At 61.6% G+C, this 25105-nt stretch carries 28 protein-coding genes; 18 read left to right on the top strand and 10 right to left on the bottom strand.

From position 1 onward, the window contains the following. Positions 1-56: 56 nt before the first annotated feature. Entirely contained in the window at positions 57-572 is a 516-nt protein-coding gene (secB, locus tag ATN84_RS05860; RefSeq protein ID WP_068880581.1) for a protein-export chaperone SecB, read from the bottom strand. A 126-nt stretch (positions 573-698) separates the two neighbouring features. Then, positions 699-1202 carry an FxsA family protein gene (locus ATN84_RS05855; protein ID WP_068880580.1) on the bottom strand — a complete coding sequence of 168 codons (504 nt, stop codon included), beginning with the start codon at positions 1200-1202 and terminating at the stop codon, positions 699-701. Between the two features lie 187 nt (positions 1203-1389). On the opposite strand from ATN84_RS05855, the gene ATN84_RS05850 reads away from it, so the two are divergent. The 4 genes from ATN84_RS05850 to ATN84_RS05835 are packed head-to-tail and all read left to right on the top strand — an operon-like array spanning position 1390 to position 4313. After that, positions 1390-2091: a Tim44/TimA family putative adaptor protein gene (locus ATN84_RS05850; protein ID WP_068880579.1), complete on the top strand. Its 702-nt coding sequence runs from the start codon at positions 1390-1392 to the stop codon at positions 2089-2091. Positions 2092-2136: 45 nt separating this feature from the next. Continuing rightward, complete coding sequence (gene mltA / locus ATN84_RS05845) at positions 2137-3282, top strand: murein transglycosylase A (protein WP_068880578.1); 1146 nt, start codon at positions 2137-2139, stop codon at positions 3280-3282. A 12-nt stretch (positions 3283-3294) separates the two neighbouring features. Further along, complete coding sequence (locus ATN84_RS05840; RefSeq protein WP_068880577.1) at positions 3295-3936, top strand: Smr/MutS family protein; 642 nt, start codon at positions 3295-3297, stop codon at positions 3934-3936. Beyond that, complete coding sequence (locus ATN84_RS05835) at positions 3933-4313, top strand: helix-turn-helix domain-containing protein (RefSeq protein WP_068880576.1); 381 nt, start codon at positions 3933-3935, stop codon at positions 4311-4313. Before ATN84_RS05840 ends, ATN84_RS05835 begins: the two co-directional genes overlap by 4 nt. Here ATN84_RS05835 and ATN84_RS05830 read toward each other — a convergent pair. From ATN84_RS05830 to hslV, 3 genes are all read right to left on the bottom strand, one after another. Beyond that, entirely contained in the window at positions 4310-5260 is a 951-nt protein-coding gene (locus ATN84_RS05830; RefSeq protein WP_244491004.1) for a DUF1402 family protein, read from the bottom strand. The two genes, ATN84_RS05835 and ATN84_RS05830, sit on opposite strands and share 4 nt — an antisense overlap. A gap of 206 nt (positions 5261-5466) precedes the next feature. Continuing rightward, a complete protein-coding gene (hslU, locus tag ATN84_RS05825; RefSeq protein WP_068880574.1) occupies positions 5467-6774 on the bottom strand; it encodes an ATP-dependent protease ATPase subunit HslU in 1308 nt (435 codons plus the stop codon). Positions 6775-6814: 40 nt separating this feature from the next. Next, positions 6815-7369: an ATP-dependent protease subunit HslV gene (hslV, locus tag ATN84_RS05820; protein ID WP_068880916.1), complete on the bottom strand. Its 555-nt coding sequence runs from the start codon at positions 7367-7369 to the stop codon at positions 6815-6817. Positions 7370-7573: 204 nt separating this feature from the next. Here hslV and hisB point away from each other — a divergent pair, with 204 nt between their 5' ends. From hisB to coaA, 7 genes are all read left to right on the top strand, one after another. Beyond that, entirely contained in the window at positions 7574-8182 is a 609-nt protein-coding gene (gene hisB, locus ATN84_RS05815; protein ID WP_068880573.1) for an imidazoleglycerol-phosphate dehydratase HisB, read from the top strand. A 67-nt stretch (positions 8183-8249) separates the two neighbouring features. After that, positions 8250-8735, top strand: coding sequence for a DUF2628 domain-containing protein (locus ATN84_RS05810; protein ID WP_082766143.1), 486 nt, complete (start codon positions 8250-8252; stop codon positions 8733-8735). A gap of 3 nt (positions 8736-8738) precedes the next feature. Next, entirely contained in the window at positions 8739-9389 is a 651-nt protein-coding gene (hisH, locus tag ATN84_RS05805) for an imidazole glycerol phosphate synthase subunit HisH (protein WP_068880571.1), read from the top strand. Continuing rightward, on the top strand, positions 9386-10117 hold the full coding sequence (gene hisA / locus ATN84_RS05800; protein ID WP_068880570.1) for a 1-(5-phosphoribosyl)-5-[(5-phosphoribosylamino)methylideneamino]imidazole-4-carboxamide isomerase: 732 nt from the start codon (positions 9386-9388) through the stop codon (positions 10115-10117). Before hisH ends, hisA begins: the two co-directional genes overlap by 4 nt. Then, positions 10114-10932 carry an imidazole glycerol phosphate synthase subunit HisF gene (gene hisF, locus ATN84_RS05795; RefSeq protein WP_068880569.1) on the top strand — a complete coding sequence of 273 codons (819 nt, stop codon included), beginning with the start codon at positions 10114-10116 and terminating at the stop codon, positions 10930-10932. Before hisA ends, hisF begins: the two co-directional genes overlap by 4 nt. Beyond that, positions 10929-11252 (top strand): phosphoribosyl-ATP diphosphatase, encoded by a 324-nt coding sequence (locus tag ATN84_RS05790; RefSeq protein WP_068880568.1) that lies wholly within the window; start codon positions 10929-10931, stop codon positions 11250-11252. The genes hisF and ATN84_RS05790 overlap by 4 nt, the downstream gene beginning before the upstream one ends. A gap of 13 nt (positions 11253-11265) precedes the next feature. Next, a complete protein-coding gene (gene coaA / locus ATN84_RS05785; protein ID WP_201026314.1) occupies positions 11266-12234 on the top strand; it encodes a type I pantothenate kinase in 969 nt (322 codons plus the stop codon). A 128-nt stretch (positions 12235-12362) separates the two neighbouring features. Here the strand turns inward: coaA and ATN84_RS05780 are convergent, their stop codons facing one another. The 4 genes from ATN84_RS05780 to ATN84_RS05765 all read right to left on the bottom strand — a co-directional run bounded on the left by ATN84_RS05780 (position 12363) and on the right by ATN84_RS05765 (position 16031). After that, the gene (locus tag ATN84_RS05780; protein WP_068880567.1) at positions 12363-12977 is read right to left on the bottom strand and encodes an alpha-ketoglutarate-dependent dioxygenase AlkB family protein; all 615 of its coding nucleotides are present in this window, start codon (positions 12975-12977) and stop codon (positions 12363-12365) included. A gap of 61 nt (positions 12978-13038) precedes the next feature. Beyond that, positions 13039-13485, bottom strand: coding sequence for a peptidoglycan-binding protein LysM (gene lysM / locus ATN84_RS05775; RefSeq protein ID WP_068880566.1), 447 nt, complete (start codon positions 13483-13485; stop codon positions 13039-13041). A gap of 87 nt (positions 13486-13572) precedes the next feature. Then, positions 13573-14010, bottom strand: coding sequence for an alternative ribosome rescue aminoacyl-tRNA hydrolase ArfB (arfB, locus tag ATN84_RS05770; protein WP_068880565.1), 438 nt, complete (start codon positions 14008-14010; stop codon positions 13573-13575). 410 nt (positions 14011-14420) lie between these two features. Further along, complete coding sequence (locus ATN84_RS05765; RefSeq protein WP_068880564.1) at positions 14421-16031, bottom strand: phosphoenolpyruvate carboxykinase; 1611 nt, start codon at positions 16029-16031, stop codon at positions 14421-14423. Between the two features lie 325 nt (positions 16032-16356). On the opposite strand from ATN84_RS05765, the gene ATN84_RS05760 reads away from it, so the two are divergent. The 5 genes from ATN84_RS05760 (at position 16357) to ATN84_RS05740 (ending at position 20379) form a co-directional block, all read left to right on the top strand. Next, positions 16357-17076 (top strand): response regulator transcription factor, encoded by a 720-nt coding sequence (locus ATN84_RS05760; protein WP_068880563.1) that lies wholly within the window; start codon positions 16357-16359, stop codon positions 17074-17076. 48 nt (positions 17077-17124) lie between these two features. Next, complete coding sequence (locus tag ATN84_RS05755) at positions 17125-18939, top strand: sensor histidine kinase (protein ID WP_068880562.1); 1815 nt, start codon at positions 17125-17127, stop codon at positions 18937-18939. Further along, on the top strand, positions 18939-19421 hold the full coding sequence (locus tag ATN84_RS05750) for an HPr kinase/phosphorylase (protein ID WP_068880561.1): 483 nt from the start codon (positions 18939-18941) through the stop codon (positions 19419-19421). The genes ATN84_RS05755 and ATN84_RS05750 overlap by 1 nt, the downstream gene beginning before the upstream one ends. Positions 19422-19655: 234 nt before the next feature. Then, positions 19656-20057 (top strand): PTS sugar transporter subunit IIA, encoded by a 402-nt coding sequence (locus ATN84_RS05745; protein WP_068880560.1) that lies wholly within the window; start codon positions 19656-19658, stop codon positions 20055-20057. A 7-nt stretch (positions 20058-20064) separates the two neighbouring features. Further along, positions 20065-20379 (top strand): HPr family phosphocarrier protein, encoded by a 315-nt coding sequence (locus ATN84_RS05740; RefSeq protein WP_068880559.1) that lies wholly within the window; start codon positions 20065-20067, stop codon positions 20377-20379. 17 nt (positions 20380-20396) lie between these two features. Here ATN84_RS05740 and ATN84_RS28000 read toward each other — a convergent pair whose 3' ends face one another. Further along, positions 20397-20555, bottom strand: coding sequence for a helix-turn-helix domain-containing protein (locus ATN84_RS28000; protein ID WP_280139602.1), 159 nt, complete (start codon positions 20553-20555; stop codon positions 20397-20399). Positions 20556-20780: 225 nt separating this feature from the next. On the opposite strand from ATN84_RS28000, the gene ahcY reads away from it, so the two are divergent. Next, positions 20781-22181 carry an adenosylhomocysteinase gene (gene ahcY / locus ATN84_RS05730; RefSeq protein ID WP_068880558.1) on the top strand — a complete coding sequence of 467 codons (1401 nt, stop codon included), beginning with the start codon at positions 20781-20783 and terminating at the stop codon, positions 22179-22181. 255 nt (positions 22182-22436) lie between these two features. Then, the gene (locus ATN84_RS05725; protein ID WP_068880557.1) at positions 22437-24944 is read left to right on the top strand and encodes a PAS domain-containing sensor histidine kinase; all 2508 of its coding nucleotides are present in this window, start codon (positions 22437-22439) and stop codon (positions 24942-24944) included. The last annotated feature ends 161 nt before the right edge of the window (positions 24945-25105 follow it).

Below are 25105 nucleotides of genomic sequence, written 5' to 3'. Positions count from 1 at the left end.
CAATCAACAAAAAAGCCCGGCAGAGCCGGACTTTTTCAGATCCATGGGGCTGATCGTCAGCTCTTGACCACCGACTTGGCCTGCTCCTCGGCCATGCGCTGCTGGAACATCTGCGCAAAATCGATAGGGTCGATCATCAGCGGCGGGAAGCCGCCATTGCGCGTCGCCTCGGCAACGATCTGGCGGGCGAAGGGGAAGAGCAGCCGCGGGCACTCGATGAAGAGCAGCGGCAGCATGTGTTCCTGCGGAACGCCCTGGATGCGGAAGACGCCGCCGTAAACCAGTTCGACGTTGAACAGCACGTCCTTGCCCTCGCCGGCCTGCGCGTTCAGCGTTAGCACGACGTCGAAATCGCCTTCGGCGATCGGATTGGCGCCGACATTGACGTTGATGTTGATCGACGGTGCCTTTTCGCGCGGACGCAGCGAAAGCGGCGCGCCGGGGCTCTCGAAGGACAAATCCTTCACATACTGCGCCAATATGTTCAGCGACGGCTGTGCGCCAGTACCCGCGCCGTTACCATTCTTTGCTTCGCCAGCCGTTGCTGTTGTGTCGCTTGGCGTTTTTGCCATCGTCAGAAGACCTTCTTTTTGGAATGACCATCACGGCCTTGAAGTGAATAAGGTTGGCTAGCATGTGTGACTCTGCGAGGCAAGAACGCATGAAGGTGCATTTTCAGGAAGACGCAACTTATGATTTCATTGCGTGTCATTGTCTCCGCGCCAGGGCGAGTTGGGGTCCGGCTTGCGTGAATAGTCTTCCGGGTCGAGATCGATGACCCGGTCGCGCGCGGGCTTCTGCCCTGCTTCATAGCCGGGGCCGTAGCGCGTCGCGCCCATGGTGACGATGACGCCGCTGCGCGAAAGATAGCGCCAGACGAGATCGCGCACCGGCGGAATGAAAAGCAGAAGCCCGCAGATATCGGTGAAGAAGCCGGGGATGATCAAAAGGATCGCCGCCAGCACCAGCATGGCGCCATGCACCAGTTCCCGGTCGGGAACCCGCCCCGCCGCCGCTTCGGCCCTGATCTTCTGGAGCAGGCTGAAGCCCTGCACACGCAGGAGAAAGAAGCCGAGCATGCCGCCGAGCACGACCAGTGCGAGGGTGGCCAGCACGCCGATATGGCTGCCGACGATCACAAAACCCGCAATTTCCAGGAATGGCATTGCCACAAGGAGAAGCGGAAAGAGAGTGGATGGCACGCGAGATCGACCTTTCGATTAAAGAACATGATTTTTCGAAGGCAATTCCTTCATTTCTCTCTACATATGATCTGGCGATCGGCATTTGAATGATTCAACATGCCGGACTATATGTTTTTCAGGTTGGGTAGCAAATTCCGATGTTGAATCGCTGGCACCGGTTCACATCCCATGATTGGCAGACGGTATGGAATTCTTCGATTTCGGGACGATTTTCTTCTTTGTGGCGGCAGTGATCATCTTCCTGCAGCTGCGCAATGTTCTCGGCCGCCGCACCGGCAGTGAGCGCCCGCCCTTTGATCCCTATTCCGCCCGCTCGGGCGATGCCCAGAAACAGGCCGGCAATGGCGACAATGTCGTTGCGCTGCCGCGTCGGGCGGACACGGCGGCGGAAAAGGATTTCACTAGCATCGATGCCGTCTCGCCGGCGGGTACCCCGCTCAATGAGGGCCTGCGCGCGATTCGCGCCGCCGATCCCTCCTTCGACCCCGCGAGCTTCGTCGACGGCGCCAAGATGGCTTATGAGATGATCGTCATGTCCTTTGCCGATGGCGACCGCAAGGCGCTGAAGACGCTCCTTTCCAAGGAGGTCTATGACGGCTTCGTCTCGGCGATCACCGATCGTGAGGCGAGGAGCGAAAAGGTCAATTCCTCCTTCGTTGGCATCGACAAGGCCGATATCGTCGGCGCCGAGATGAAGGGGAGCGACGCGCATGTCACGGTGCGCATCGTCAGCCAGTTGATCTCCGCCACGCTCGACAAGGACGGCAAGGTCATCGACGGCGATCCCGATTCCGTGGCAGAGATCAAGGATGTCTGGACATTCGCGCGCGACACCCGCTCCCGCGATCCCAACTGGAAGCTGGTGGCCACGGAAGCCGAGGATTGATCACATCGAGTCAATCGGATCCCGAACGGAAATAGGTCATGGGCCATGCTATCGAGGCTTTTGAGGCCTGTAACCTACGCGGATTGCCCCGGCTGGCATGAGGACGACCATGCCGGCGCTTTCACCGCTTTTCGCCGGTCTGCCTTCCGGGTTCTGGAAAAACCCTATCGTAGCGGCAGTCTCGGTATCGCCTTCGCAGCACTGGCGCCGATCTTTGCAGCGGCGAGAGACATCCCTGCATTAGGCAGCTTGGAGGCCTGCGCGTTCTTCGAAGCCCATTTTCTTCCCTGTCTGCTGCGGCCCGAAAGCGGCGAAAAAGGCTTCGTCACCGGCTTCTACGAGCCGGAAATCGCCGCTTCTTCTGTTAGAACCGATCGATTTCGGATCCCTTTTCATCGAAAACCCGACGATCTCGTCGAGCTTGACGATCAAAACCGTCCGGCCGATATCGACCCGTCCTTTGCTTTCGCCCGCAGGTGCGGGAGCGGGCTGACGGAATATCACGACCGCCACGCCATCGAGACGGGCGCGCTCGACGGGAGAAACCTCGAAATAGCCTATGTGGAGGATCGGGTTGATGCCTTTTTCGCCCATGTCCAAGGCGCGGCGCGGCTCACAATGCCCGATCGCAGCAGGCGGCGCATCACCTATGCCGCCAAGTCGGGGCATCCCTTCACCGGGCCAGGCCGGATATTAATCGCGCTCGGCGAACTCGCCGCGCGCGATGTGACGATGCAATCGATCCGCGCCTGGTTTCGGGAGAATCCGCACCGCATCGACGAAATCCTCTGGCAGAACCGCTCCTATATCTTCTTCCGCGAGGCGCCCGTCGAGGATTCGGAACTCGGGCCGATCGCTGCCGCCAAGGTTCCGCTGACGCCGGGGCGCTCCATCGCCGTCGACCGCCTGCTCCACACCTTTGGCACGCCTGTTTTCATCAACGCGCCAGACCTCGATGCCTTTGATCCCGGAAACCGGGGCGGTTTGCGCCGTCTGATGATCGCGCAGGATACCGGCTCCGCCATTGTCGGCCCCGCGCGGGGCGACCTCTTCGCCGGTTCGGGTGATGCGGCGGGCGAGATCGCGGGTGTGATCCGCAACAAAGCCGATTTTTATGTGCTGGTGCCGCGCGTGCTGCTAAAGCATGATCCCGAAAAGTTGCAGACTTTTCGGACAAGATCATGCGGCTAAAAGCAGTGAATCATGACGCCCCGAGACAAACCGCCGAAAGCCGCGACAGATGGACCGCAATCCCCTGAAAGGGATCGGCTGCGGCTGGAAGACCGCATCCTCTGGGAAACCGTCGCCCGTACCGCCAGGCCGTTGAAGCCGCAACGCCGCAAACGGCCGGAATTACCCGATGATTTCGATCTCTGGGAGGCGGAAATCGGCGCCCGCGAGCCATTGTCGCCGAAAGCCGAAAAGGCCGCATCGAGCGGGCCGCCCGTGCAGCCGAAGCCGCTGGGAAAACCGCGCGAGCCCCATCCACTTCATCCGCTCGACCGGACCACTCATCGCAAGATCGCCAAGGGCCGTCTCGATATCGACGCGCGGATCGATCTGCACGGCCTGACGCAGCGCGAAGCGCATAATCTTCTCTATGGTTTTCTTCTCGATGCGCGCAGCCGCGGTCTGCGCCATGTGCTGGTGATCACCGGCAAGGGTTCCTCCTCCGGCAGCGAAGGCATCTTGCGCCAGGCGGTGCCGCACTGGTTTTCGACGCCCGCTTTTCGCATTCTGGTCAGCGCCTATGAGGATGCCGCGCGCAAGCATGGCGGACACGGCGCGCTCTATGTGCGTCTGCGCCGTACGGGGCTGGGTGATTTGGGGGTGAAGGAGCCATGACGCCATTCGGGAAACGCCTGCGTGAACTGCGCGAGGAGCGCAACGTCTCGCAAAAGCAGATGGCCGCCGAGATCGGCGTTTCAGCCGCCTATCTCTCCGCGCTCGAGCATGGCCGCCGTGGCCAGCCGACCTGGGATCTGCTGCAGCGGATCATCACCTATTTCAACATCATCTGGGATGATGCCGAGGAACTGCAGCAGCTGGCGACGATTTCCCATCCCCGCGTCGTCATCGATACGGCGGGCCTCTCGCCGGAAGCGACCGAGCTCGCCAATCTCATCGCCTCGGGCATCCGCATGATCGACCGCGAGACGATCCTGTCACTCACCGAGCAGGTCAAGGCGGCGAGGAAACGGCGCAAGACCATTCGCTCCTAAAACAGCTCTCTCAACTCGTCGAGCTTATCGTTCACCAGCCAGCCATAATAGTTTTCCCGCGGCAGGAGCGGCGCCTCTCCCGCCGCCCTGCGCTTGGCGTTTTCTCGGGCGAGCGTACGGGCGCGGTCGTCGGCGCCGCCCGTATTGTAAAGCGTGGCGGTGATGCCGGGATTTTTCGAAATGTCGAAATCGGCGATCTCCCGGTAGGCGTCGATCGCGTGCTTCAGCGTCGCCGCGACGTAAGGCAGCGTCAGATCGGGATCCATGATGGTCTTGTAGACGGCGTTCCCGTTTTCGGCGTCGAGCTTCGGCAGGCCGGAAATGCGGGTCACCATATCCGACATCTGCAATGCGGTCAGCGGATTGATCTGGCCTAGGCCGAAGGTCTGGCCGGCATAAAAGGGCTGGAAGAAGACGGCGCTGAAGCGGTTGTTGGGATAGGGCTTGCCGTCCACCGTCTTGCCGCGGAACTTGGTGTTCCAGACATTTTCGCGGCAGTCCCACAGGGAATAGCTGTCCTTGAACCCGGAGCAGGCCGAGAATTCGGATCTTTTCACGAAAGCGCCGATCGATTCACCCTTGTAGTCGAAGCTCACGCCCCGGTTCACATAGGACATCGCCTTGACGTAATAGGTCTGCAGCCGGTCATAGACATCGACATTGTAGGTATGCTCGCCGACGATCGCCCCGGCGATATGGATCGGGTCTATGCCATAGGCCGCCGCCGTGCTCGTGATCTTCGTGCGCAGCCGCTTGTCCACCGCCAGCAGATTGTAGATCTTGCGGTATTTGGCCTCGTAGGTGGTCTTGAGTTCGCGGGTGCGCTTGGCGGACGCGCCGGGAATGTTGGGCTGCTCCGCATGCCGGTTGCCGGGCGGAACCAGTGTGGCCGCGCTGGCGGTCCCGCAAAAGGCGACGGCAAGAAGATTCGCGGCAAGAAAGCCCATGCCGGCGACGAGGTTCAGTCGGCTTCTCATGTTCAGCGTTGTCAGCCCCAAGAAACAGGCCGGTCGCGGCCTTAAATCCACATGAAGGAGATCGCCGGAAAATAGAAAACCCCCTCGCGCGAGTCGAGGGGGTTTTGCAATAAGTTGCAAGCGATGCCGGAAAGACACAGCTGCAAGGACTTCGGGTCTGTATTGCGTCCGTTCCTTTATAGAATAAAACGCGAAAGGTCCGCATTCTTGGCGAGATCGCCGATCGTTTCCCGGACATATTTGGCATCGACGGTGAAAGACGTGCCTGTCTTGTCGGGGGCCGTGAACGAAATTTCGTCGAGCACGCGTTCCATCACCGTCTGCAATCGCCGCGCACCGATATTCTCGATGCTGGAATTGAGATCGACGGCGATATCGGCAAGCGCGTCGATCGCATCGTCGGTGATTTCGAGCGTCACCTCTTCCGTCGCCATCAGCGCGATATACTGCTTGATCAGGCTCGCTTCGGTTTCCGTCAGGATGCGGCGGAAATCCTCGCGCGTCAGCGCGCTGAGCTCGACGCGGATCGGCAGGCGGCCCTGCAGTTCAGGCAGGAGGTCCGACGGCTTGGCGACATGGAACGCGCCCGAGGCGATGAACAGGATATGGTCCGTCTTCACCGGGCCGTATTTCGTCGCGACCGTCGTGCCCTCGACCAGCGGCAGCAGATCGCGCTGCACGCCTTCGCGTGAGACGCCGGCGCCCATGCCGCCGTCGCGTGCCGCGATCTTGTCGATTTCGTCGAGGAAGACGATGCCGTCGTCCTCCGTCGCGCTGAGCGCTTCCTGCACGATCTGCTCCTGATCGAGCAACTTGTCGGATTCGTCATTGATCAGCAGGCCGTAGGATTCCTTCACCGTCGTCTTGCGCGTCTTGGTGCGCCCGCCCATCGCCTTCCCCAGCATGTCGCCGAGGTTGAGCACGCCGATATTGGCGCCCGGCATGCCCGGTATTTCGAAATTAGGGATGCCCGAACCGGTGTCGGCCACCTCGACCTCGATCTCCTTGTCGTCGAGCAGGCCGTCGCGCAGCTTCTTGCGGAACGAATCGCGCGTCGCTGGGCTCGCCGTCTTGCCGACAAGCGCGTCGAGCACGCGTTCTTCCGCGTTGAGATGGGCCTTGGCCTTGACTTCTTCGCGTTTTTTCTCGCGCACCAAGCCGATGGCGACCTCGACCAGGTCGCGGATGATCTGCTCGACATCACGGCCGACATAGCCCACTTCGGTGAACTTCGTGGCTTCGACCTTGATGAATGGCGCGCCCGCCAGCTTTGCCAGACGGCGGGAGATCTCCGTCTTGCCGACGCCGGTCGGGCCGATCATCAGGATGTTCTTGGGCATGACCTCTTCGCGCATCTGGCCTTCGAGCTGCTGGCGGCGCCAGCGGTTGCGCAGCGCAATGGCCACGGCGCGCTTGGCGTCCTTCTGCCCGATGATGAAGCGGTCGAGTTCGGAAACGATCTCGCGGGGAGAAAATGTCGTCATAAGTAAACTTCCAGTGCGTATGAATCGAGAGGCGCCGCCATCAGGCGGCGTCGATGCTTTCGACGATGATATTGCCATTGGTGTAGACGCAGATATCGGCGGCGATCTGCATCGCCTTGCGCGCGATATCCTCGGCGCTCGTATCGGTGTCGATGAGCGCACGGGCCGCGGCCAGCGCATAATTGCCGCCCGAGCCGATCGCCATCACGCCGTGCTCCGGCTCCAGAACGTCGCCCGTGCCGGTCAGCGCCAGCGTCACCTGGGCATCGGCAACCAGCATCATCGCCTCGAGGCGGCGCAGATAACGGTCGGTACGCCAGTCCTTGGCGAGCTCGACGGAGGCGCGCATCAGCTGGTCGGGATATTGCTCGAGCTTGGATTCGAGCCGTTCGAGAAGCGTGAAGGCATCGGCGGTCGCGCCGGCAAAGCCGGCGATCACGTTGCCCTTGCCGATGCGGCGTACCTTGCGGGCATTCCCCTTCATGATCGTCTGGCCGAGCGAGACCTGCCCGTCGCCGGCGATCACCACCTTTCCGCCCTTGCGGATGGTGACGATGGTCGTGCCGTAGATAGTGGAGGGATTGTGTTCGATCATCTGAAACTCCTTGTAGCAGGCCCTCATGCCCCTGACGGCGGCGATGCGGGCCCCTGCGCACATACCTAATGTTGTGCCCAGTCTATGTATGTTCGGATGAAGGAAATGCAAATCACCCGTTCATTGTGGCCGATCAAAGCGTTTGGCAAAATCCGCGAGCTGTTCTAGAACGCGGGCACAAATTATGAGGCAGTGGAAACGATCATGGCATCGAGCAGCAACCGCGCAGCATCGGTCGAACGCACGACCAAGGAAACCAGCATCGCCGTTTCGGTCGATCTGGACGGCACCGGCGCGTTCGATATTTCCACCGGCGTCGGTTTTTTCGATCATATGCTGGAGCAGCTTTCGCGCCATTCGCTGATCGACATGAAGATCAAGGCCAATGGCGATCTGCATATCGACGATCACCACACGGTCGAGGATACTGGCATCGCCATCGGACAGGCCATCGCCAGGGCGCTGGGCGAGCGGCGCGGCATCATGCGCTATGCCTCGATCGACCTTGCCATGGATGAGACGCTGACGCGCGCCGCGCTCGACGTCTCGGGCCGGCCGTTCCTCGTCTGGCAGGTGGAATTCTCCGCGCCCAAGATCGGCACTTTCGATACCGAGCTGGTGCGGGAGTTCTTTCATGCGCTGGCGCAGAATGCCGGCATCACGCTGCACATCACCAATCATTACGGCGCCAACAACCACCACATCGCCGAGACCTGCTTCAAGGCGGTGGCCCGCGCGCTGAGGATCGCCATCGAGGCCGACCCGCGCCAGAAGGATGCGATCCCCTCCACCAAGGGGACGCTGAAAGGCTGAGCAGGATTTCCGAAAAGTGGAGACCGGCTTTCGGACAAAAATCCTGCTAATCAAAGGGAATCTGATCATGGCAAGCTTCGTCATCATGGAGCCGCCCGCAAAAGCGGGGAAGAACGTGGCGGAAGGCACGCTCTTCATCCGCGACGGCTTTGCGCTGCTCGCCTTTTTCGTGCCCTTCATCTGGCTCCTGTTTCATCGGCTCTGGTTCGAGGCGATCCTCGTCGTGGCCGCGGCCGTGGCGCTCGGCATGGCCGGCGAATACTGGAACCAGGGCGGCACCGTCGCCGTCCTGTCGCTTCTGGTCTCGATCCTTGTGGCGCTGGAAGGCAACAACTGGCGTATCGCCAGGTTCCGCCGCCGGGGCTATGCCGAAAAAGGCGTGATCGAGGCGGCTGACCGGAGCGAAGCCGAGATCCGCTATTTCGCCGGCGGCAATTCCAGTGACGATGCACCAACGACGGCTCCCGCCCCGCAAAAGGCGCCCCCTGCCCGGTTTGCGCCGTCGCGGCCCGGCGGAACGCTCGGCCTCGTCGGCTATCCCCGGGAGCATTGAGCGATGCGCGTCGCCATCATCGATTACGGTTCGGGCAATCTTCGCTCCGCCACCAAGGCTTTTGAACGCGCCGCGCGTGAAAGCGGGGTCAACGCAGATATCGATCTCACCGCCGATGCCGAGCGGGTGCGCACCGCCGACCGCATCGTCTTGCCGGGCGTCGGCGCTTATGCCGATTGCCGCCGCGGGCTCAATGCTGTGCCTGATATGACGGAAGCCGTTCAGGAAGTGGCGATCGAAAAGGCCCGCCCCTTCCTCGGCATCTGCGTCGGCATGCAGCTGATGTCCTCGCGCGGACTGGAAAAGACGGTGACGGAAGGTTTCGGCTGGATCAAGGGCGATGTGCGCGAGATGATGCCGTTGGATCCCGGCCTGAAAATTCCGCAGATCGGCTGGAACACGATTCACGTGAAACATTCGCATCCGCTCTTCGATGGCATCAGGACCGGGCCGGACGGGTTGCACGCCTATTTCGTCCATTCCTATATGCTGGATGCCGGAAACCCTGACGACGTGCTGGCAACGGCCGATTACGGCGGCCCGATAACCGCCGCCGTCGCGCGCGACAATTTGGCGGGCACGCAGTTCCATCCCGAGAAGAGCCAGGCGCTGGGCCTGGCCCTCATAGCCAATTTCCTGAAGTGGAAGCCATGATCCTCTTCCCCGCCATCGATTTGAAGGATGGTCAGTGTGTGCGCTTGAAGCTCGGCGACATGGCTGAGGCGACCGTCTATAATCCCGACCCGGCCGCGCAGGCGAAAGCCTTCGAGGATCAGGGGTTCGAGTGGCTGCATGTGGTCGATCTCAACGGCGCATTCGCCGGAGAGAGCGTCAACGGCGCGGCGGTCGAGGCGATCCTGAAGGCGACCAAGAACCCGGTGCAGCTCGGCGGCGGCATCCGCACGCTCGACCATATCGAGAACTGGCTTTCGAAAGGGCTTGCCCGCGTCATTCTCGGCACGGTCGCGGTGCGCAATCCGGCGCTGGTCATCGAAGCCTGTGAAAAGTTTCCGGGCAAGGTCGCCGTTGGCATTGACGCCAAGGGCGGCAAGGTTGCGGTCGAGGGCTGGGCGGCGGCTTCCGAGCTCGGTGTCATCGAACTGGCGAAGAAGTTCGAGGGCGCCGGCGTCGCGGCGATTATCTATACCGATATCGACCGCGACGGGGTTCTGGCCGGCATCAACTGGCCGTCGACCCTGGCTCTGGCCGACGCCGTCTCCATCCCCGTCATCGCCTCGGGCGGCCTCGCCTCGATCGAAGATATCAGGCGCATGACCATGCCCGACGCGAAAAAGCTCGAAGGCGCCATTTCCGGGCGCGCCCTTTATGACGGGCGGATCGATCCCCAAGAGGCGCTGGCGGTTCTGAGGGCGGCGGCATGACACTGAAAGCCCGCGTCATCCCCTGTCTGGACGTCAAGGACGGCCGCGTCGTCAAGGGCGTCAATTTCGTCGATCTGATCGATGCCGGCGATCCCGTCGAGGCGGCCAAGGCTTACGATGCCGCCGGCGCTGACGAGCTCTGCTTCCTCGACATCACCGCCTCTTCCGACAATCGCGAGACGATCTTCGACGTGGTGGCGCGCACGGCTGAGCAATGCTTCATGCCGCTGACCGTCGGCGGCGGGGTGCGCAGCGTCGCCGATATCCGCAAACTGCTGCTCGCCGGCGCCGACAAGGTGTCGATCAACACCGCGGCGGTGAAGACCCCCGAATTCGTCGCCGAGGCCGCCGACAAATTCGGCAATCAGTGCATCGTGGTGGCGATCGACGCCAAGAAAGTGTCTGCCCCCGGCGAGACGGACCGCTGGGAAATCTTCACCCATGGCGGGCGTGAGAAGACAGGCATCGATGCCGTCGAGTTCGCCCGGCAGGTCGTCGATCTGGGCGCGGGTGAGATTCTGCTCACCTCGATGGACCGCGACGGCACCAAGGCCGGTTACGATATCGCGCTGACGCGCGCCGTAGCGGATGTCGTGCGTGCCCCGGTCATCGCCTCGGGCGGCGTCGGCGATCTCAACCATCTCGTGGCCGGCATTCGCGATGGCCACGCCACGGCGGTCCTCGCCGCCTCGATTTTTCACTTCGGCACCTATACGATCGGGGAAGCGAAGCGCTATATGGCCGAAGCCGGCATTCCGATGCGGCTCGATCCGGAAAATCCAAGCGCGGCAGGACCGGGCGGGGAGGACAGATGAGTGATTTCACGCTTGAAGATCTGGAGCGCATTGTGGCCGAGCGTGCCAGCGCGACCGATGGTTCCTCCTATACGGCGAGCCTCGTCGCCAAGGGCATACCCAAGGCTGTCCAGAAACTCGGCGAGGAAGCCGTCGAGACGGTGATCGCCGCCATATCCGGCGACAGGGAGGGCGTCGTCTCCGAAAGCGCCGACCTTCTCTACCACCTTCTGGTCGTCTGGAAGATTTCCGGCGTCGAACTTTCAACCGTTCTGGCGGAGCTCGAACGGCGCACCGCGCAATCCGGCCTTGAGGAAAAGGCCGGGCGGAAAGCTTCCTGAAGGCGCGCGGCCGATGTGGGAATCCATGGATCAGCTGAGCCCCAGCAAATATTCGCCCTATCGCCTGTTCTCGGCTCAGCAATGGGCGGAATTTCGCGCCGATACGCCGCTGACACTGACCTATGACGAGGTGAAAAGGCTGCGTTCGCTGGGCGACCCGATCGATCTCGACGAAGTGCGCCGCATCTATCTCTCGCTGTCGCGGCTCCTGTCGGCCCATGTCGAGGCGAGCCAGCTTCTGTTCCGCCAGCGCCAGCAGTTCCTGAAGATGGACGATGCGGTGAAGACGCCGTTCATCATCGGCATCGCCGGTTCGGTGGCGGTCGGCAAATCGACGACGGCCCGCGTTTTGAAGGAGCTTCTCGCCCGCTGGCCGTCGAGCCCCAAGGTCGATCTGGTGACGACCGACGGCTTCCTCTACCCCAATGCGGTGCTGCGCGCCCAGAACCTGATGGAGCGCAAGGGCTTCCCTGACAGTTACGACGTCGGCGCCGTGCTGCGCTTCCTCTCCTCGATCAAGGCGGGGATGAGCGAGGTCCGCGCCCCGGTCTATTCGCACCTGACCTATGACGTGGTGCCGGGCGAATATACAATCATCGACCGGCCGGATATCCTGATCTTCGAGGGCATCAACGTGCTGCAGGTTCGCGATCTGCCTGAAGACGGCAAGATGGTGCCTTTCGTCTCCGATTTCTTCGATTTCTCGATCTATATCGATGCTGATACCGCTCAGATCCGCAAATGGTATGCCGATCGCTTCATGCGGCTGCGCGAGACCGCCTTCCGCAATCCGCAATCCTTCTTCCACCGCTACTCCCAGCTTTCGGAGGAAGCCGCCCTCTCCATCGCCGAGGGACTGTGGAACAACATCAATCTGAAGAATTTGAAAGAGAATATCCTGCCCACCCGCCCGCGCGCCGACCTGATCCTGCGCAAGGGCACCGACCATCTGGTCGAGGAAGTGGCGCTGCGGAAGATTTGAACGCTTTCTGTTCTGGTGGGATGAGTGCCTGTCTTTTCCACATTGCGGCCGTGGCACCGTTGAGGCATGGATCCCAGTGACAAGCACTGGGATCCATTTCCACCATCGCAAGGGCACCGAACTATCCTTTACCCCTTCGTCGCCCGGCGCATCGTCAGGTTGATCCGCCCGCCATTTTTCAACAATGTCGAAGTGCCGGGGTAAATCCGATCAACCCCATGGAAGGCCAGCCGCGCCTCGCCGCCGAGCACCACCACATCGCCGCTTTTCAGCCTGAAGGATTGTGTGGGATCGCCGCGTTTCGTGCCGCCGACCCGGAAAAGGCAGGCATCGCCCAGCGATACGGAAACCACTGGCGCGTCGAATTCGCTTTCGTCGCGGTCCTGGTGCAGGCCCATTTTCGCCTTGTCTGTATAGAAATTGATCAGGCAGGCTTCGGGCGGATGCGGATAATCGGAAATATCGCGCCAGAGCGCCAGCAGCATGTCGGGGATCGCCGGCCAGGGCCGGCCAGTTGCCGGATGCGTCGCTTGATAGCGATAGCCGTGCTCCTTGTCGGTCACCCAGCCGAGAACGCCGCAATTCGTCATGCGCACGCTCATCTCCTTGCCGGTCTTCGGCATGGCCGGCGTAAAGAGGGGGGCGTCTGCGACGATCTCACGAATCGCCCCGACCAGCGCCTCTTGCTCCGACCGATCGAAACAGTCCGGGAGATAGCGCAGGCCATCAGGCAGATCCGTCATGAAAGCAAATGCCCGGAAGTTCTGGCGCGGATTGCCTTCAATCCGCGCCTTGTCTCGTCGATCAGCTCAGCGGCGGGATGCGCAGCACCTGGCCCGGATAGATCTTGTCCGGATCGCTCAGCATCGGCTTGTTGGCTTCGAAGATCTGGGGGTACTTCGCACCATTGCCCTTGCCGTATTCCGCCTCGGCGATCTTCCAGAGATTGTCGCCCTTCTTGACGGTGTAAAGGGTCGGGGCCTTGGCGGCGCCGTCGCCCACCTTCAGTTCCGATGCCTCGACTTTGGAAACGCCCAGCGAATTGCCGACCGCGATGACCGCTTTCTCGAAGGCTGACTGGTCGCTGACATTGCCCTTCAGGATCGCCTTGTCGCCGTCCGTGCTGACCTGCACGCCGCTGGTGCCGAGATTGTGCGAATCGAGTTCCTTCTTCAAATCGTCGGCTTGCGGCGCGCCGTCGCCGAAGCCAAGCTTGGTTCCGACGGATTTGACAAAGTCGAATATGCTCATCGTCCGATCTCCTTGGTCGTTGCAAATGAATCGCAGAATAGTTTCGCATTCAAATGCCGAAATGGAAAGTCACGGCCGCCAGCAATATTAATCGCCCGTAACCCGGCCGCGCATCTTCTTGATGCCGGAACGGCCGGCTTTTTCCTTGAGCCGCCGCTCGACGGCGCCTTTCGAGGGCTTTGTTTTCTTGCGCGGCGGTGGTGGCGGCTCGGCAGCCTTGCCGATGAGGGTGACGAGACGTTCCCGTGCGTCGTCGCGGTTGCGCTCCTGCGTGCGGTAGCGGTTCGCTTCGATCAGAATGTCGCCGTCCTTGGTGGCGCGCTGGCCCGCCAGCTTGACAAGGCGTTGCAGGACGTCCTCGGGCAGTCCCGCCCGCGCGGTCCTGAAACGCAGCTGCACGGCGGTCGAAACCTTGTTGACGTTCTGTCCGCCCGGCCCCGCCGCGCGGATGAACGTCTCCTCGAGGTCGTCCTCGTGGATCGATATGCGCTGATTGATGCGGATCAGGCGGTGATTCTCTTCCATGGCCGAACCATAAAGCGGTTCTTGTTTTAATGGAATTGCCAGGCGCCCTCTCTGCGCTGTCGCCCATCTCCTGGCAAGGCGGAGATAGGGTGTGAATTCCGCTTTCGCTATCTATTATATGAAGTGTCTTCGCATGAGCCGAACCCGCGAAGCGGTTTTCCGTTTGGACCGTTCCGGAATGGATCCTCGGGTCAAGCCCGAGGATGACGGACTAGAGAGGTTTACGCCCGGTCCTGACGTTGGCGATTGGCAGAAAACATCCCTGCAATCATCATCCTCTGGCTTGACCCGAGGATCCATGCCTGAACATCGCCACTCCACCAGTCGCCAGACCTGATTGCATCAGGCTTCAACACAAAGGGCCCGGCAGTTTCCCGCCGGACCCTTCCTCCTCCCCTGTAGCAGAAATATTACTCCGCGGCGATCGGCAGGCCGGGGGCGGCTCCCCTCACCTCGCCGTCGACATGGCTTTCGAATTTTTCGAAATTGGCGACGAACATCTGGACGAGCTTTGCCGCCTGCGCGTCATAGGCGGCCTTGTCCGCCCAGGTGGAGCGCGGGTCGAGAATGGCCGTATCGACGCCTGGCACGGTAACCGGCACGGCGAAGCCGAACTTCGGGTCGGTGCGGAATTCGGCATTCTTCAGGGAACCATCGAGCGCGGCGGTGAGCAGCGCGCGCGTCGCCTTGATCGGCATCCGGTGACCCAAGCCATAGGCGCCGCCCGTCCAGCCGGTGTTGACCAGCCAGCAATCCACATTGTGCTCGGCGATCAGCCGGCGCAGAAGATTGCCGTATTCGGAGGGATGGCGCGGCATGAAAGGCGCGCCGAAGCAGGTCGAAAACGTCGCCTCCGGCTCGGTGACGCCCTTTTCCGTTCCCGCCACCTTCGCGGTATAGCCGGACAGGAAGTGGTACATCGCCTGCGCCGGCGTCAGCCGGGCGATCGGCGGCAGCACGCCGAAGGCATCCGCCGTCAGCATGATGATGTTTTTGGGCTGGCCCGCCTTGCCGGTGGCGCTGGCGTTGGGGATGAAATCGAGCGGATAGGCGCAGCGCGTGTTCTCGGTGAGCGACCCGTCGTCGAAATCCGGCACGCGGTTCTGATCGAGCACGACATTCTCCAGAACCGTGCCGAAGCGCCGGGTCGTGGCGAAGATTTCCGGTTCCGCCTCCGCCGAAAGCCGGATCGTCTTGGCGTAGCAGCCGCCCTCGAAGTTGAAGACGCCATGCGCGCCCCAGCCGTGCTCGTCGTCGCCGATCAGCGTGCGCTTCGGATCGGCGGAAAGCGTCGTCTTGCCGGTGCCGGACAGGCCGAAGAACACCGCCGTGTCACCGTCCGGCCCCTGATTGGCGGAGCAATGCATCGGCATCACGCCCTTCGGCGGCAGGATGTAGTTGAGCGCGGTGAAGACGGATTTCTTCATTTCGCCCGCATAGGAGGTCCCGCCGATCAGCACGATCATGCGGGTCAGATCGACCGCGATGACCGTCTCGCTGCGGCAGCCATGGCGCGCCGGATCGGCGCGGAAGGACGGCAGGTCGATGATCGTCATCTCGGGCACGAAAGAGGCGAGCGCGCTCGCGTCCGGGCGGATCAGCAGATTGCGGATGAACAGCGAATGCCAGGCAAATTCCGTGATGACACGGGCGCGCAGGCTGTAATCCGCGTCGGCCCCGCCGACCAGATCCTGCACGAAGAGTTCCTTGCCCCTGGCGTGCTCGATAAAATCGGCATGGAGCGTATCGAACGCCTCACGGCTCATCGGCTTGTTGTTGTCCCACCAGACATTCGGGTCGGTGTCGGCGTCCCGGACGACGAACTTGTCCTTGGCCGAGCGGCCCGTATGCTGGCCGGTGCGGGCGGTGAGCGCGCCATGGGCGGTCAGTTCCGCCTCGCCCCGCCGGATCGAATGCTCGTAAAGCTCCGCCGGTCCGAGATTATAGAAGACTGCGGAGATATCCTTCAGTCCTGAAGTTGTGATGGAAGCGGCCGCATTGCGGATGCCGGTCTCTTTCATTGTGTCTCCGCGTGTTCTCAAGAAAAATTTGGTGAAGGCGGCCCGTGAGATGCGCAAAAAGACCAGCCTGGATTTCTGACAACAGAATAGCCGAATGATTTCAAATAAATAATCGATTTAAAAATTCTCAAAAAAATTTAAATCGTTTAAAAATCCCAATAGCGGGAAAAACACTGGAAATAACAACCCTGACGTGTTTATGCCTGTAACATTTGTTTTCCGGGGTGGAAAAGTGCTATGCCACATTTTGTACCTAATTTGTCCTGCACAAGCGCGTCGATTAAAATCCTGTTGATTGATTTGACGTTTTAAGGAGAGGCGCCGCATGAGGGAGATACCAGCAATGCAGACGATTGCGCTCGTTGACGACGATCGCAACATTCTGACTTCGGTTTCCATCGCGCTGGAATCGGAAGGTTATCGGGTCGAGACCTATACCGATGGCGCTTCGGCGCTCGACGGCCTGATGGCGCGTCCGCCCAACCTTGCGATCTTTGATATCAAGATGCCGCGCATGGATGGCATGGAGCTTCTGCGCCGCCTGCGCCAGAAATCCGATCTGCCCGTCATTTTCCTGACCTCCAAGGATGACGAGATCGACGAGCTCTTCGGGCTGAAGATGGGCGCCGACGATTTCATCACCAAGCCGTTCTCGCAACGGCTCCTCGTCGAGCGGGTCAAGGCGGTGCTGCGCCGGGTCGCGGCCCGTGACGGCACGGTGAAGCCGACCGGCCAGCAGTCGAAGTCCCTGGAGCGCGGACAGCTCGTCATGGACCAGGAGCGCCATACCTGCACCTGGAAGGGCGAGCCGGTGACGCTGACGGTCACCGAATTCTTGATCCTGCACTCCCTGGCGCAACGTCCCGGCGTCGTGAAAAGCCGTGACGCGCTGATGGATGCGGCTTATGATGAGCAGGTATATGTTGACGATCGCACGATCGATAGCCACATCAAGCGCCTTCGCAAGAAGTTCAAGGCGGTCGATGACAGCTTCGAGATGATCGAAACGCTCTACGGGGTTGGATACCGCTTCCGCGAGGCGTGATCGCCTTGCCTTGGGGGCGGGGGCTGAACAGGAATCACGATCCGCATCATGGTGGCAGAAGCCGAGAACAGTGCCGTCACAGGCGTAAGCAGGGAACGACGCGCGCGCCGGCAGCGCTCGCTTCTCCTGCGCCGCATGTTCTCGCCGGCGCGTCATGTGCTCGGCCACTATGTCTTTTCCAGCCTCACGCGCCGCATCCTGTTTCTCAATCTGGCGGCGCTGGCGGTGCTGGTTTCCGGCATCATGTATTTGAACCAGTTCCGGGACGGGCTGATCGACGCCAAGATCGAGAGCCTGATGACCCAGGGCGAGATCATCGCCGGCGCCATCGCCGCGTCGGCGACGGTCGATACCAATTCGATCGCCATCGATCCGGAAAAGCTGCTCGAGCTGCAGGCCGGCCAGAGCATCACCCCCTCCCCCGATTCCCCCGACAATTGGGAATTCCCGATCAATCCGGAGCGGGTGGCGCCGCTGTTGCGGCGGCTGATCTCGCCCACCAGCACGCGCGCCCGCATCTATGACCGCGATACCAATCTGCTGCTCGATTCGAGCCGCCTCTATTCCTATTCGCGCGGGCAGGTGCTGCGTTACGAGCTGCCGCCGATCGAGACCGAGGAGCCGGGGCCGTTCGAACGCGTCAGCAACTGGATTTCGCATTTCTTCCAGACCGGCAGCCTGCCGCTCGATCAGGAGCAGCCGGGCGGCAATGGCTCAGCCTTCCCGGAAGTCGTCAAGGCTCTGACCGGTTCTCCCGCCACCGCACGGCGCCGCAACGAGCAGGGTGAACTGGTCGTGTCCGTCGCCGTCCCCGTGCAGCGCTTCCGCGCCGTGCTCGGCGTGCTGCTGCTCTCCACCGAGGGCGGCGATATCGACAACATCGTGCAGGGCGAGCGCCACGCCATCTTCCGCGTCTTCGCGGTCGTATCCGTGGTCATGGTGATCCTGTCGCTGTTCCTGGCCTCGACCATCGCCAACCCGCTGCGCCGGCTGTCGGCCGCCGCCGATCGCGTCCGCCATGGCGTCAAGAGCCGCGTGGAGATACCGGATTTCTCCGACCGGCAGGATGAGGTCGGCCACCTCTCCACCTCGATCCGCGCCATGACCAACGCGCTCTATGCCCGTATCGATGCGATCGAGAGCTTCGCCGCCGATGTCAGCCACGAGCTGAAGAACCCGCTGACCTCGCTCAGAAGCGCCGTCGAGACGCTGCCGCTCGCCAAGACGGAGGAGTCGCGCAAGCGCCTGCTCGACATCATCCAGCACGATGTCCGCCGTCTGGACCGACTCATCACCGATATTTCCGATGCCTCGCGTCTCGATGCGGAGCTGGCCCGCGAGCATTCCGACAGGGTCGATCTCGGGGCGCTGCTGACGAATTTGGTTGCCGCGGCGCAGGAGGTGCAGCGCAACAAATCTGGAACGAAGGTCGAATTGAAGATCGGCAGGCTCCCGCCCGGGCGCAAGGGCTTCTTCGTATCCGGCCATGATCTGCGGTTGAGCCAGGTCGTTTCCAACCTTGTCGAGAACGCACGTTCCTTCGTGCCCGAGGATACGGGTATGATCACCGTATTCCTCGATTATGCCGGCAACCGGATCCGCATCCTGGTCGAGGACAATGGTCCCGGCATCGGCGCGGAGGATATCGAACGCATTTTCGAGCGCTTCTATACCGACAGGCCGTCGGCGGAGGCATTCGGCCAGAATTCAGGCCTCGGCCTTTCCATCAGCCGCCAGATCGTCGAGGCGCATGGCGGCACGCTGACGGCGGAAAACATCGTCGACCCCACGTCGCAAGGCGCCACCTCTCCCGAGCACTGTCTCGGTGCCCGCTTCATCGTCGATCTCCCGGCCGAGCAGTGATGGCTGACGGCGCCGGTGAAAATATCCATGCCACATCGTTTCTGGTCGCCGATCACGGGGTTCTGATCACCGGCGCATCGGGCGCCGGCAAGTCGGCTCTTGCGCTGGCGCTGATCGCCGGTCAGCGCACGGCCGGCCGCTTCGCCGCGCTGGTGTCTGACGATCGCACCATCCTGCGGGCGGTAAATGGCAGGCTGCTGGCGTCGGCACCCGAAACGCTTGCGGGCGGCATCGAGGTGCGCGGCGCGGGCCTGTTCGGCATGGCTCATGAAAAGGCGGCCGTCATCCATCTTCTGGTTGATCTCGTGCCCCCCGAAGAGGCCGTGCGCTATCCCGATAGTGTGCAGCGCACCCTCTGCGGCGTGCCTCTCCCCCTGCTCAGGCTTCCTTATCCAAGTGCCGGACAGGCCGAATCACTTCATGCCTGCCGCGCCGTGGAAGCGGCGCTTTTCATGCCGCCATGGCCGGCTGAAACCGCCTGAAGCGGCCGTTAGGGTTAGAGATTAGGGTTAAGATCGGGTAAAAAAGCTCTTCGGTTGCTGCGCTGCGGCATATCGGCTAAATCAAGGCAAGTGCGAGATTTTTCACTTGATATCGCATTTCCGGCTGTCAAGATGTGCAACCTGCCGGAGACGGGTGATATCCGGTGGCCACAGGCGCTTGCGGGTTGATGATTTCATGGGTGGGTGCGAGCGCATGACGGGAGCAGTTTGAGAATGATCGGACTCGTGCTTGTGACGCACGGAAGGTTGGCCGAAGAGTTTCATCATGCAGTCGAGCATGTCGTCGGTCCCCAGGAGAATTTCGAGACCGTCTGCATCGGCGCGGAAGACGATATGGAACAGCGTCGCCGCGATATTGTCGATGCGATCGGACGCGCCGATGAAGGCCAGGGTGTCATCATCCTGACCGATATGTTTGGCGGCACGCCTTCCAATCTGGCGATTTCGGTGATGAAGCCGGGCAAGGTCGAGGTGATCGCCGGCGTCAATCTTCCCATGCTCATCAAGCTTTCCAGCGTCCGCATCTCAGGCGATATGCAGGTGGCGCTGCGCGAGGCGCAGGAGGCCGGCCGCAAATACATCAATGTTGCGAGCCAGGTCCTGACGGGGAAATAGCCGGCCGATGCATATCACCAACGCTGCAACCGGAACCTATGATGAGGCGAAAGCCCTCAGGCGTTCTTTCAAGATCATGAACAAGCGTGGCCTGCATGCCCGCGCTTCGGCGAAATTCGTTCAGTTGGTCGACAGTTTCGACGCCCATGTCCGGGTGGAAAAGGATGGCGTGACCGTCGGCGGAACATCCATCATGGGGCTGATGATGCTGGCCGCCTCCCCCGGCTGCTGCATCGAGGTCAGCGCATCGGGCGTCCAGGCCGAAGCGGTTCTCGACGCCCTGCAGGAACTGATCGCCAACAAGTTCGGCGAAGAGGCTTGAGGGCCTTTATTGTCCGATCACGCGGCATCCTTCACCCGGATTTCAATATCTAGATGAGCCGAGGTGGCGATGTTGACGAGCGCATCGAGCGAGAACTTGGCGATCTTGCCGCGCAGCAAGTCATTGGTCCGCGGGCGAGTTAGGCCCAGCCGCTTTGCAGCCTCCTCTTGCGGCACATAAGGCAGTGTATCAATTTCGATACAGATTGACTAAGGGGCGCTTCGAAAAGCCTGCCCCTTCATATACACGCATAAAGATTTCTTTATATTCCAATTGTGCGTTTTCCTCCGATCTGCTACGCAAAAGCAGATTTGAGGTCGATCATCGCGTCCGGTTAACCAAGCCTGCCGTTCGGCCTGCACTGCCTATTGTCATTTGAATTGTCCGAACTGGAGCACGAGATGACCACGAAACATGATTTTGTCGTCAAGGACATGAACCTCGCCGATTGGGGCCGCAAGGAAATCGAGATCGCCGAAACCGAAATGCCGGGCCTGATGGCCGCGCGCGAGGAGTTCGGCGCCTCGCAGCCATTGAAGGGCGCGCGCATTTCCGGCTCGCTGCACATGACGATCCAGACCGCCGTGCTGATCGAGACGCTGCAGGCGCTGGGCGCCGAGGTGCGCTGGGCTTCCTGCAACATTTTCTCCACGCAGGACCACGCCGCCGCCGCAATCGCCGCCGGCGGCACGCCGGTCTTCGCCATCAAGGGCGAGACGCTTGAGGAATACTGGACCTATACCGATCGAATTTTCCAATGGTCGGACGGCGGCTATTCCAACATGATCCTCGATGATGGTGGCGATGCCACCATGTATATCCTGATCGGCGCACGCGCCGAGGCGGGCGAGGACGTGCTTTCCAATCCAGGCAGCGAGGAGGAGGAAGTCCTCTTTGCCCAGATCCGGAAGCGCATGGCCGAGACGCCGGGCTTCTTCACCAAGCAGCGCGAGGCCATCAAGGGCGTGACGGAGGAGACCACCACCGGCGTCAACCGTCTCTACCAGCTGCAGAAGAAGGGCCTCCTCCCCTTCCCCGCGATCAACGTCAACGACAGCGTCACCAAGTCGAAATTCGACAATAAATATGGCTGCAAGGAATCGCTGGTCGACGGCATCCGCCGCGGCACCGATGTGATGATGGCCGGCAAGGTCGCCATCGTCTGTGGCTATGGCGATGTCGGGAAGGGCTCGGCCCAGTCGCTTTCCGGCGCCGGAGCGCGCGTCAAGGTGACGGAAGTCGATCCGATCTGCGCGCTGCAGGCCGCCATGGACGGCTTCGAGGTGGTGACGCTCGACGAAGCCGCGCCGACCGCCGATATCGTCGTCACCACGACGGGCAATCGCGATGTCATCACCCTCGATCACATGCGCAAGATGAAGGACATGGTGATCGTCGGCAATATCGGCCATTTCGATAACGAGATTCAGGTCGCGGCGCTGCGCAATCTGAAATGGACCAACGTCAAGCCGCAGGTCGACATGATCGAGTTCCCCGACGGCAAGCGCATGATCCTGCTTTCCGAGGGACGTCTGCTCAATCTCGGCAACGCGACCGGCCATCCGAGCTTCGTCATGTCCGCCTCCTTCACCAATCAGGTGCTGGCGCAGATCGAACTCTTCACCAAGGGCGGTCAATACAAGAACGAGGTCTATGTCCTGCCGAAGCACCTCGACGAGAAGGTCGCACGCCTGCATCTTGCCAAGCTCGGCGCCAAGCTGACGACGCTATCCGAGGAACAGGCGGCCTATATCGGCGTCACTCCACAGGGCCCGTACAAGCCGGAGCACTACAGGTATTAACCATACCTTAATTATAATCAACATATTGATGTCGGGTGGTTGACAAGCTGCCCGACATTTATTTTTGCCCCGCACCTGCTTCACGGCGATTCGCCATAAGAGTATTTTGAAGTGATTCGAGGTGGATCGGCGGCACCAATGAAAGTGTCTGCGAGCGTAAGTCACGACTGACTGAACAGGCGGCGGAGAGGATAGCATATGCCAGACGATTGCCCGTCACGGGGCGTTTGGGAACATATTTCCGTATATGCGAGGATGTGCGGAACCTATCTGGCCTCCATGGAGGGGAAGCGTTTGCGGCAGCGGGCCCTGCGGGCCGGCGTTGCGGCTTCCGCCCTGTTGCCCGCCACCGCCGCATGGGCGCAGATCGCTGAACCGCTAGCCAAAATCACCACCCCCTTCGGCGGATCGCTCGGTGCGTTCGAGATCATCCAGTTCGCCATGTTCCTGGGCGCCATGGGCGCTGCCCTGCTTTCGGCCGGCTGGCTCATCCGCGATCGCGGCAAGATTGCCGAGGAAAACGACACACTGCGCGCGAAATTCGCCGATTTGAGCCATACCGCCCAGCGCAGCGAGGCGCTTCTCAATCTGAAGGACCAGCGGATCGTCGTGTGGGACGGCACCGACAGGAAGCCCGAAGTGGTGGGCGCCCTGCCCGCGACAAGCGGCGCGCCGCAGGATCGGGCCGGTTTTCTTGCCTTCGGTCTCTGGCTCCGTGCCGATTCCGTGACGGCGTTCGAGCGCGCCGTCGCCGCCTTGCGCGAGCGGACGCAATCCTTCGATCTCATCGTCGAGACGGTGAATGGAACGCCGCTTGAGGTGCAGGGACGCACATCCGGCAGCTATGCGATCACCCGCTTCGTCAGCCTTGAGGGCGTTCAGGCGGAGCGCGCTTTCCTGAAGACGGAAAACCGCCAGCTTTCCGAAGCGCTCGCCACATTGCGCAGCCTTCTCGATGCGCTCGACCTGACCGTCTGGACCCGCGATGCGCAGGGCCGTTTGAATTGGGTCAACAAAGCCTATGCCAGGGCTGTCGATGCGGCGGATGCCGCCGAGGTGGTGGCGCAGGGCCACGAGCTCTTCGGCACCCAGGCCCGCCAGCGCATCGAGCGCGAACGGGCGACGCAGGCCCGCTTCCATGACCGTCTCTCCACCGTCATCGGCGGCGACAGGCATATGTTCGAGGTGACGGACGTGGCGGGTAGCACAGGCTCCGCCGGTGTGGCCGCCGATATCAGCGAGATCGAGCAGGTGCGCGAGGAGCTGCAGCGCACCGTGCGCAGCCACGCCGAAACGCTTGACCAGCTCAATACGGCGGTCGCGATTTTCGACCCCGACATGAAGCTGCAGTTCTTCAATCAGGCTTTCTCCAAGCTATGGGCGCTCGATACGGCATTTCTCGATACCCATCCGAGCAACGCCCTGCTGTTCGACCGCCTGCGCAGCGAAGGCAAGCTGCCCGAGCAGCCGGAATGGCGGCGCTGGAAGGATTCCATGCTTGCCGCCTATCGCGCGGTCGACCCGCAGGAGCATTGGTGGCATCTGCCTGATGGGCGCACATTGCGCATTGTCGCCAATCCGCATCCCAAGGGCGGCGTGACCTGGGTGTTCGAGAACCTGACCGAGAAGTTCGATCTGGAGAGCCGTTACAACACGCTGATCCGCGTCCAGGGCGAAACGCTCGACCACCTCACCGAGGGCGTGGCCGTCTTCGGCTCCGATGGACGCATCCGTCTTTCCAACCCGGCTTTCGCCACGCTCTGGTCGCTTCCCGCCAATCTGACGGTCGAGGGCACCCATATTTCGGCGATCCGAGCCGCCTGCGAAGCCGTTTCCGATCCCGCGCTTTGGGAGAATTTCGTGGCGACCGTCACCGGCTTCGCCGACCAGCGCGAGGGCGAGGCGGGCCAGACGGAACTGGCCGCGAGGACGATCCTCTCCTATGCGCTGGTGCCGCTGCCCAAGGGGCAGACCATGATGACCTTTGTCGATGTGACGGATACGGTCCGCGTCGAGCGCGCGCTGAAGGACAAGAACGAGGCGCTCGAGCTCGCCGACCAGATCAAGAACGATTTCGTCCAGCACGTCTCCTACGAGCTGCGCTCGCCGCTCACCAACATCATCGGCTTTACCGAGCTTCTGCAGACGCCGTCCTTCGGTGCGTTGAACGAGCGCCAGCGCGAATATCTCGATCATATCGGCACCTCTTCCTCGGTGCTGCTCACCATCGTCAACGATATTCTCGACCTTGCCACCGTTGATGCCGGCATCATGGTGCTCGAGATCGACGAGGTATCCATCGTCGATACGGTCGCCGCCGCCGCCGAGCGCATCGGCGACCGCCTGCGCGAGCACAATCTTTTCCTCGACATTGATCTCGCCCCCGGCATCGGTTCCTTCCGGGGCGATGCCAATCGTGTCCGCCAGGTGCTGTTCAACCTGTTGAGCAATGCCGCCAATTACGCGCCGGAAGGGTCCACCATCGTGCTCTCCGGCAGGCGCGAGGAGGCCGAGATCGTCTTTTCCGTCCGTGATGACGGGCCGGGGATGCCGAAGGATGTGCTCGACACCGTGTTCAAGCGCTTCCAGCCGCGCAACAATGGCGGGCGTCGCCGCGGCGCCGGCCTGGGCCTCTCCATCGTCAAGAGCTTCGTGGAACTTCATGGCGGATCGGTCGAGATCGACACGGCGGCAGGGCGAGGCACGACCGTCGTCTGCCGCTTCCCCGTCGAAGCTCGGATCTTCCGTGCGGCGGCGGAGTAGGGTAGTTGACTAGTGCAGCGGAGTGTTCGGTTCGTTAACATGGAGATGCAGGCACCATGCACCCCCTCTGCCCTGCCGGGCATCTCCCTCCCCGTTTATCGTCATCCTCGGGTCAAGCCCGAGGATGACGGTGAGGGAGGGTGAGATGGAAGAGGGCGTTA

The sequence above is a fragment of the Paramesorhizobium deserti genome (genome assembly GCF_001558695.1).
Taxonomy (GTDB): domain Bacteria; phylum Pseudomonadota; class Alphaproteobacteria; order Rhizobiales; family Rhizobiaceae; genus Paramesorhizobium; species Paramesorhizobium deserti.
The sequence above is the reverse complement of the archived record's forward strand: the minus strand, read 5'-3'. Positions and strand labels throughout refer to the sequence as shown.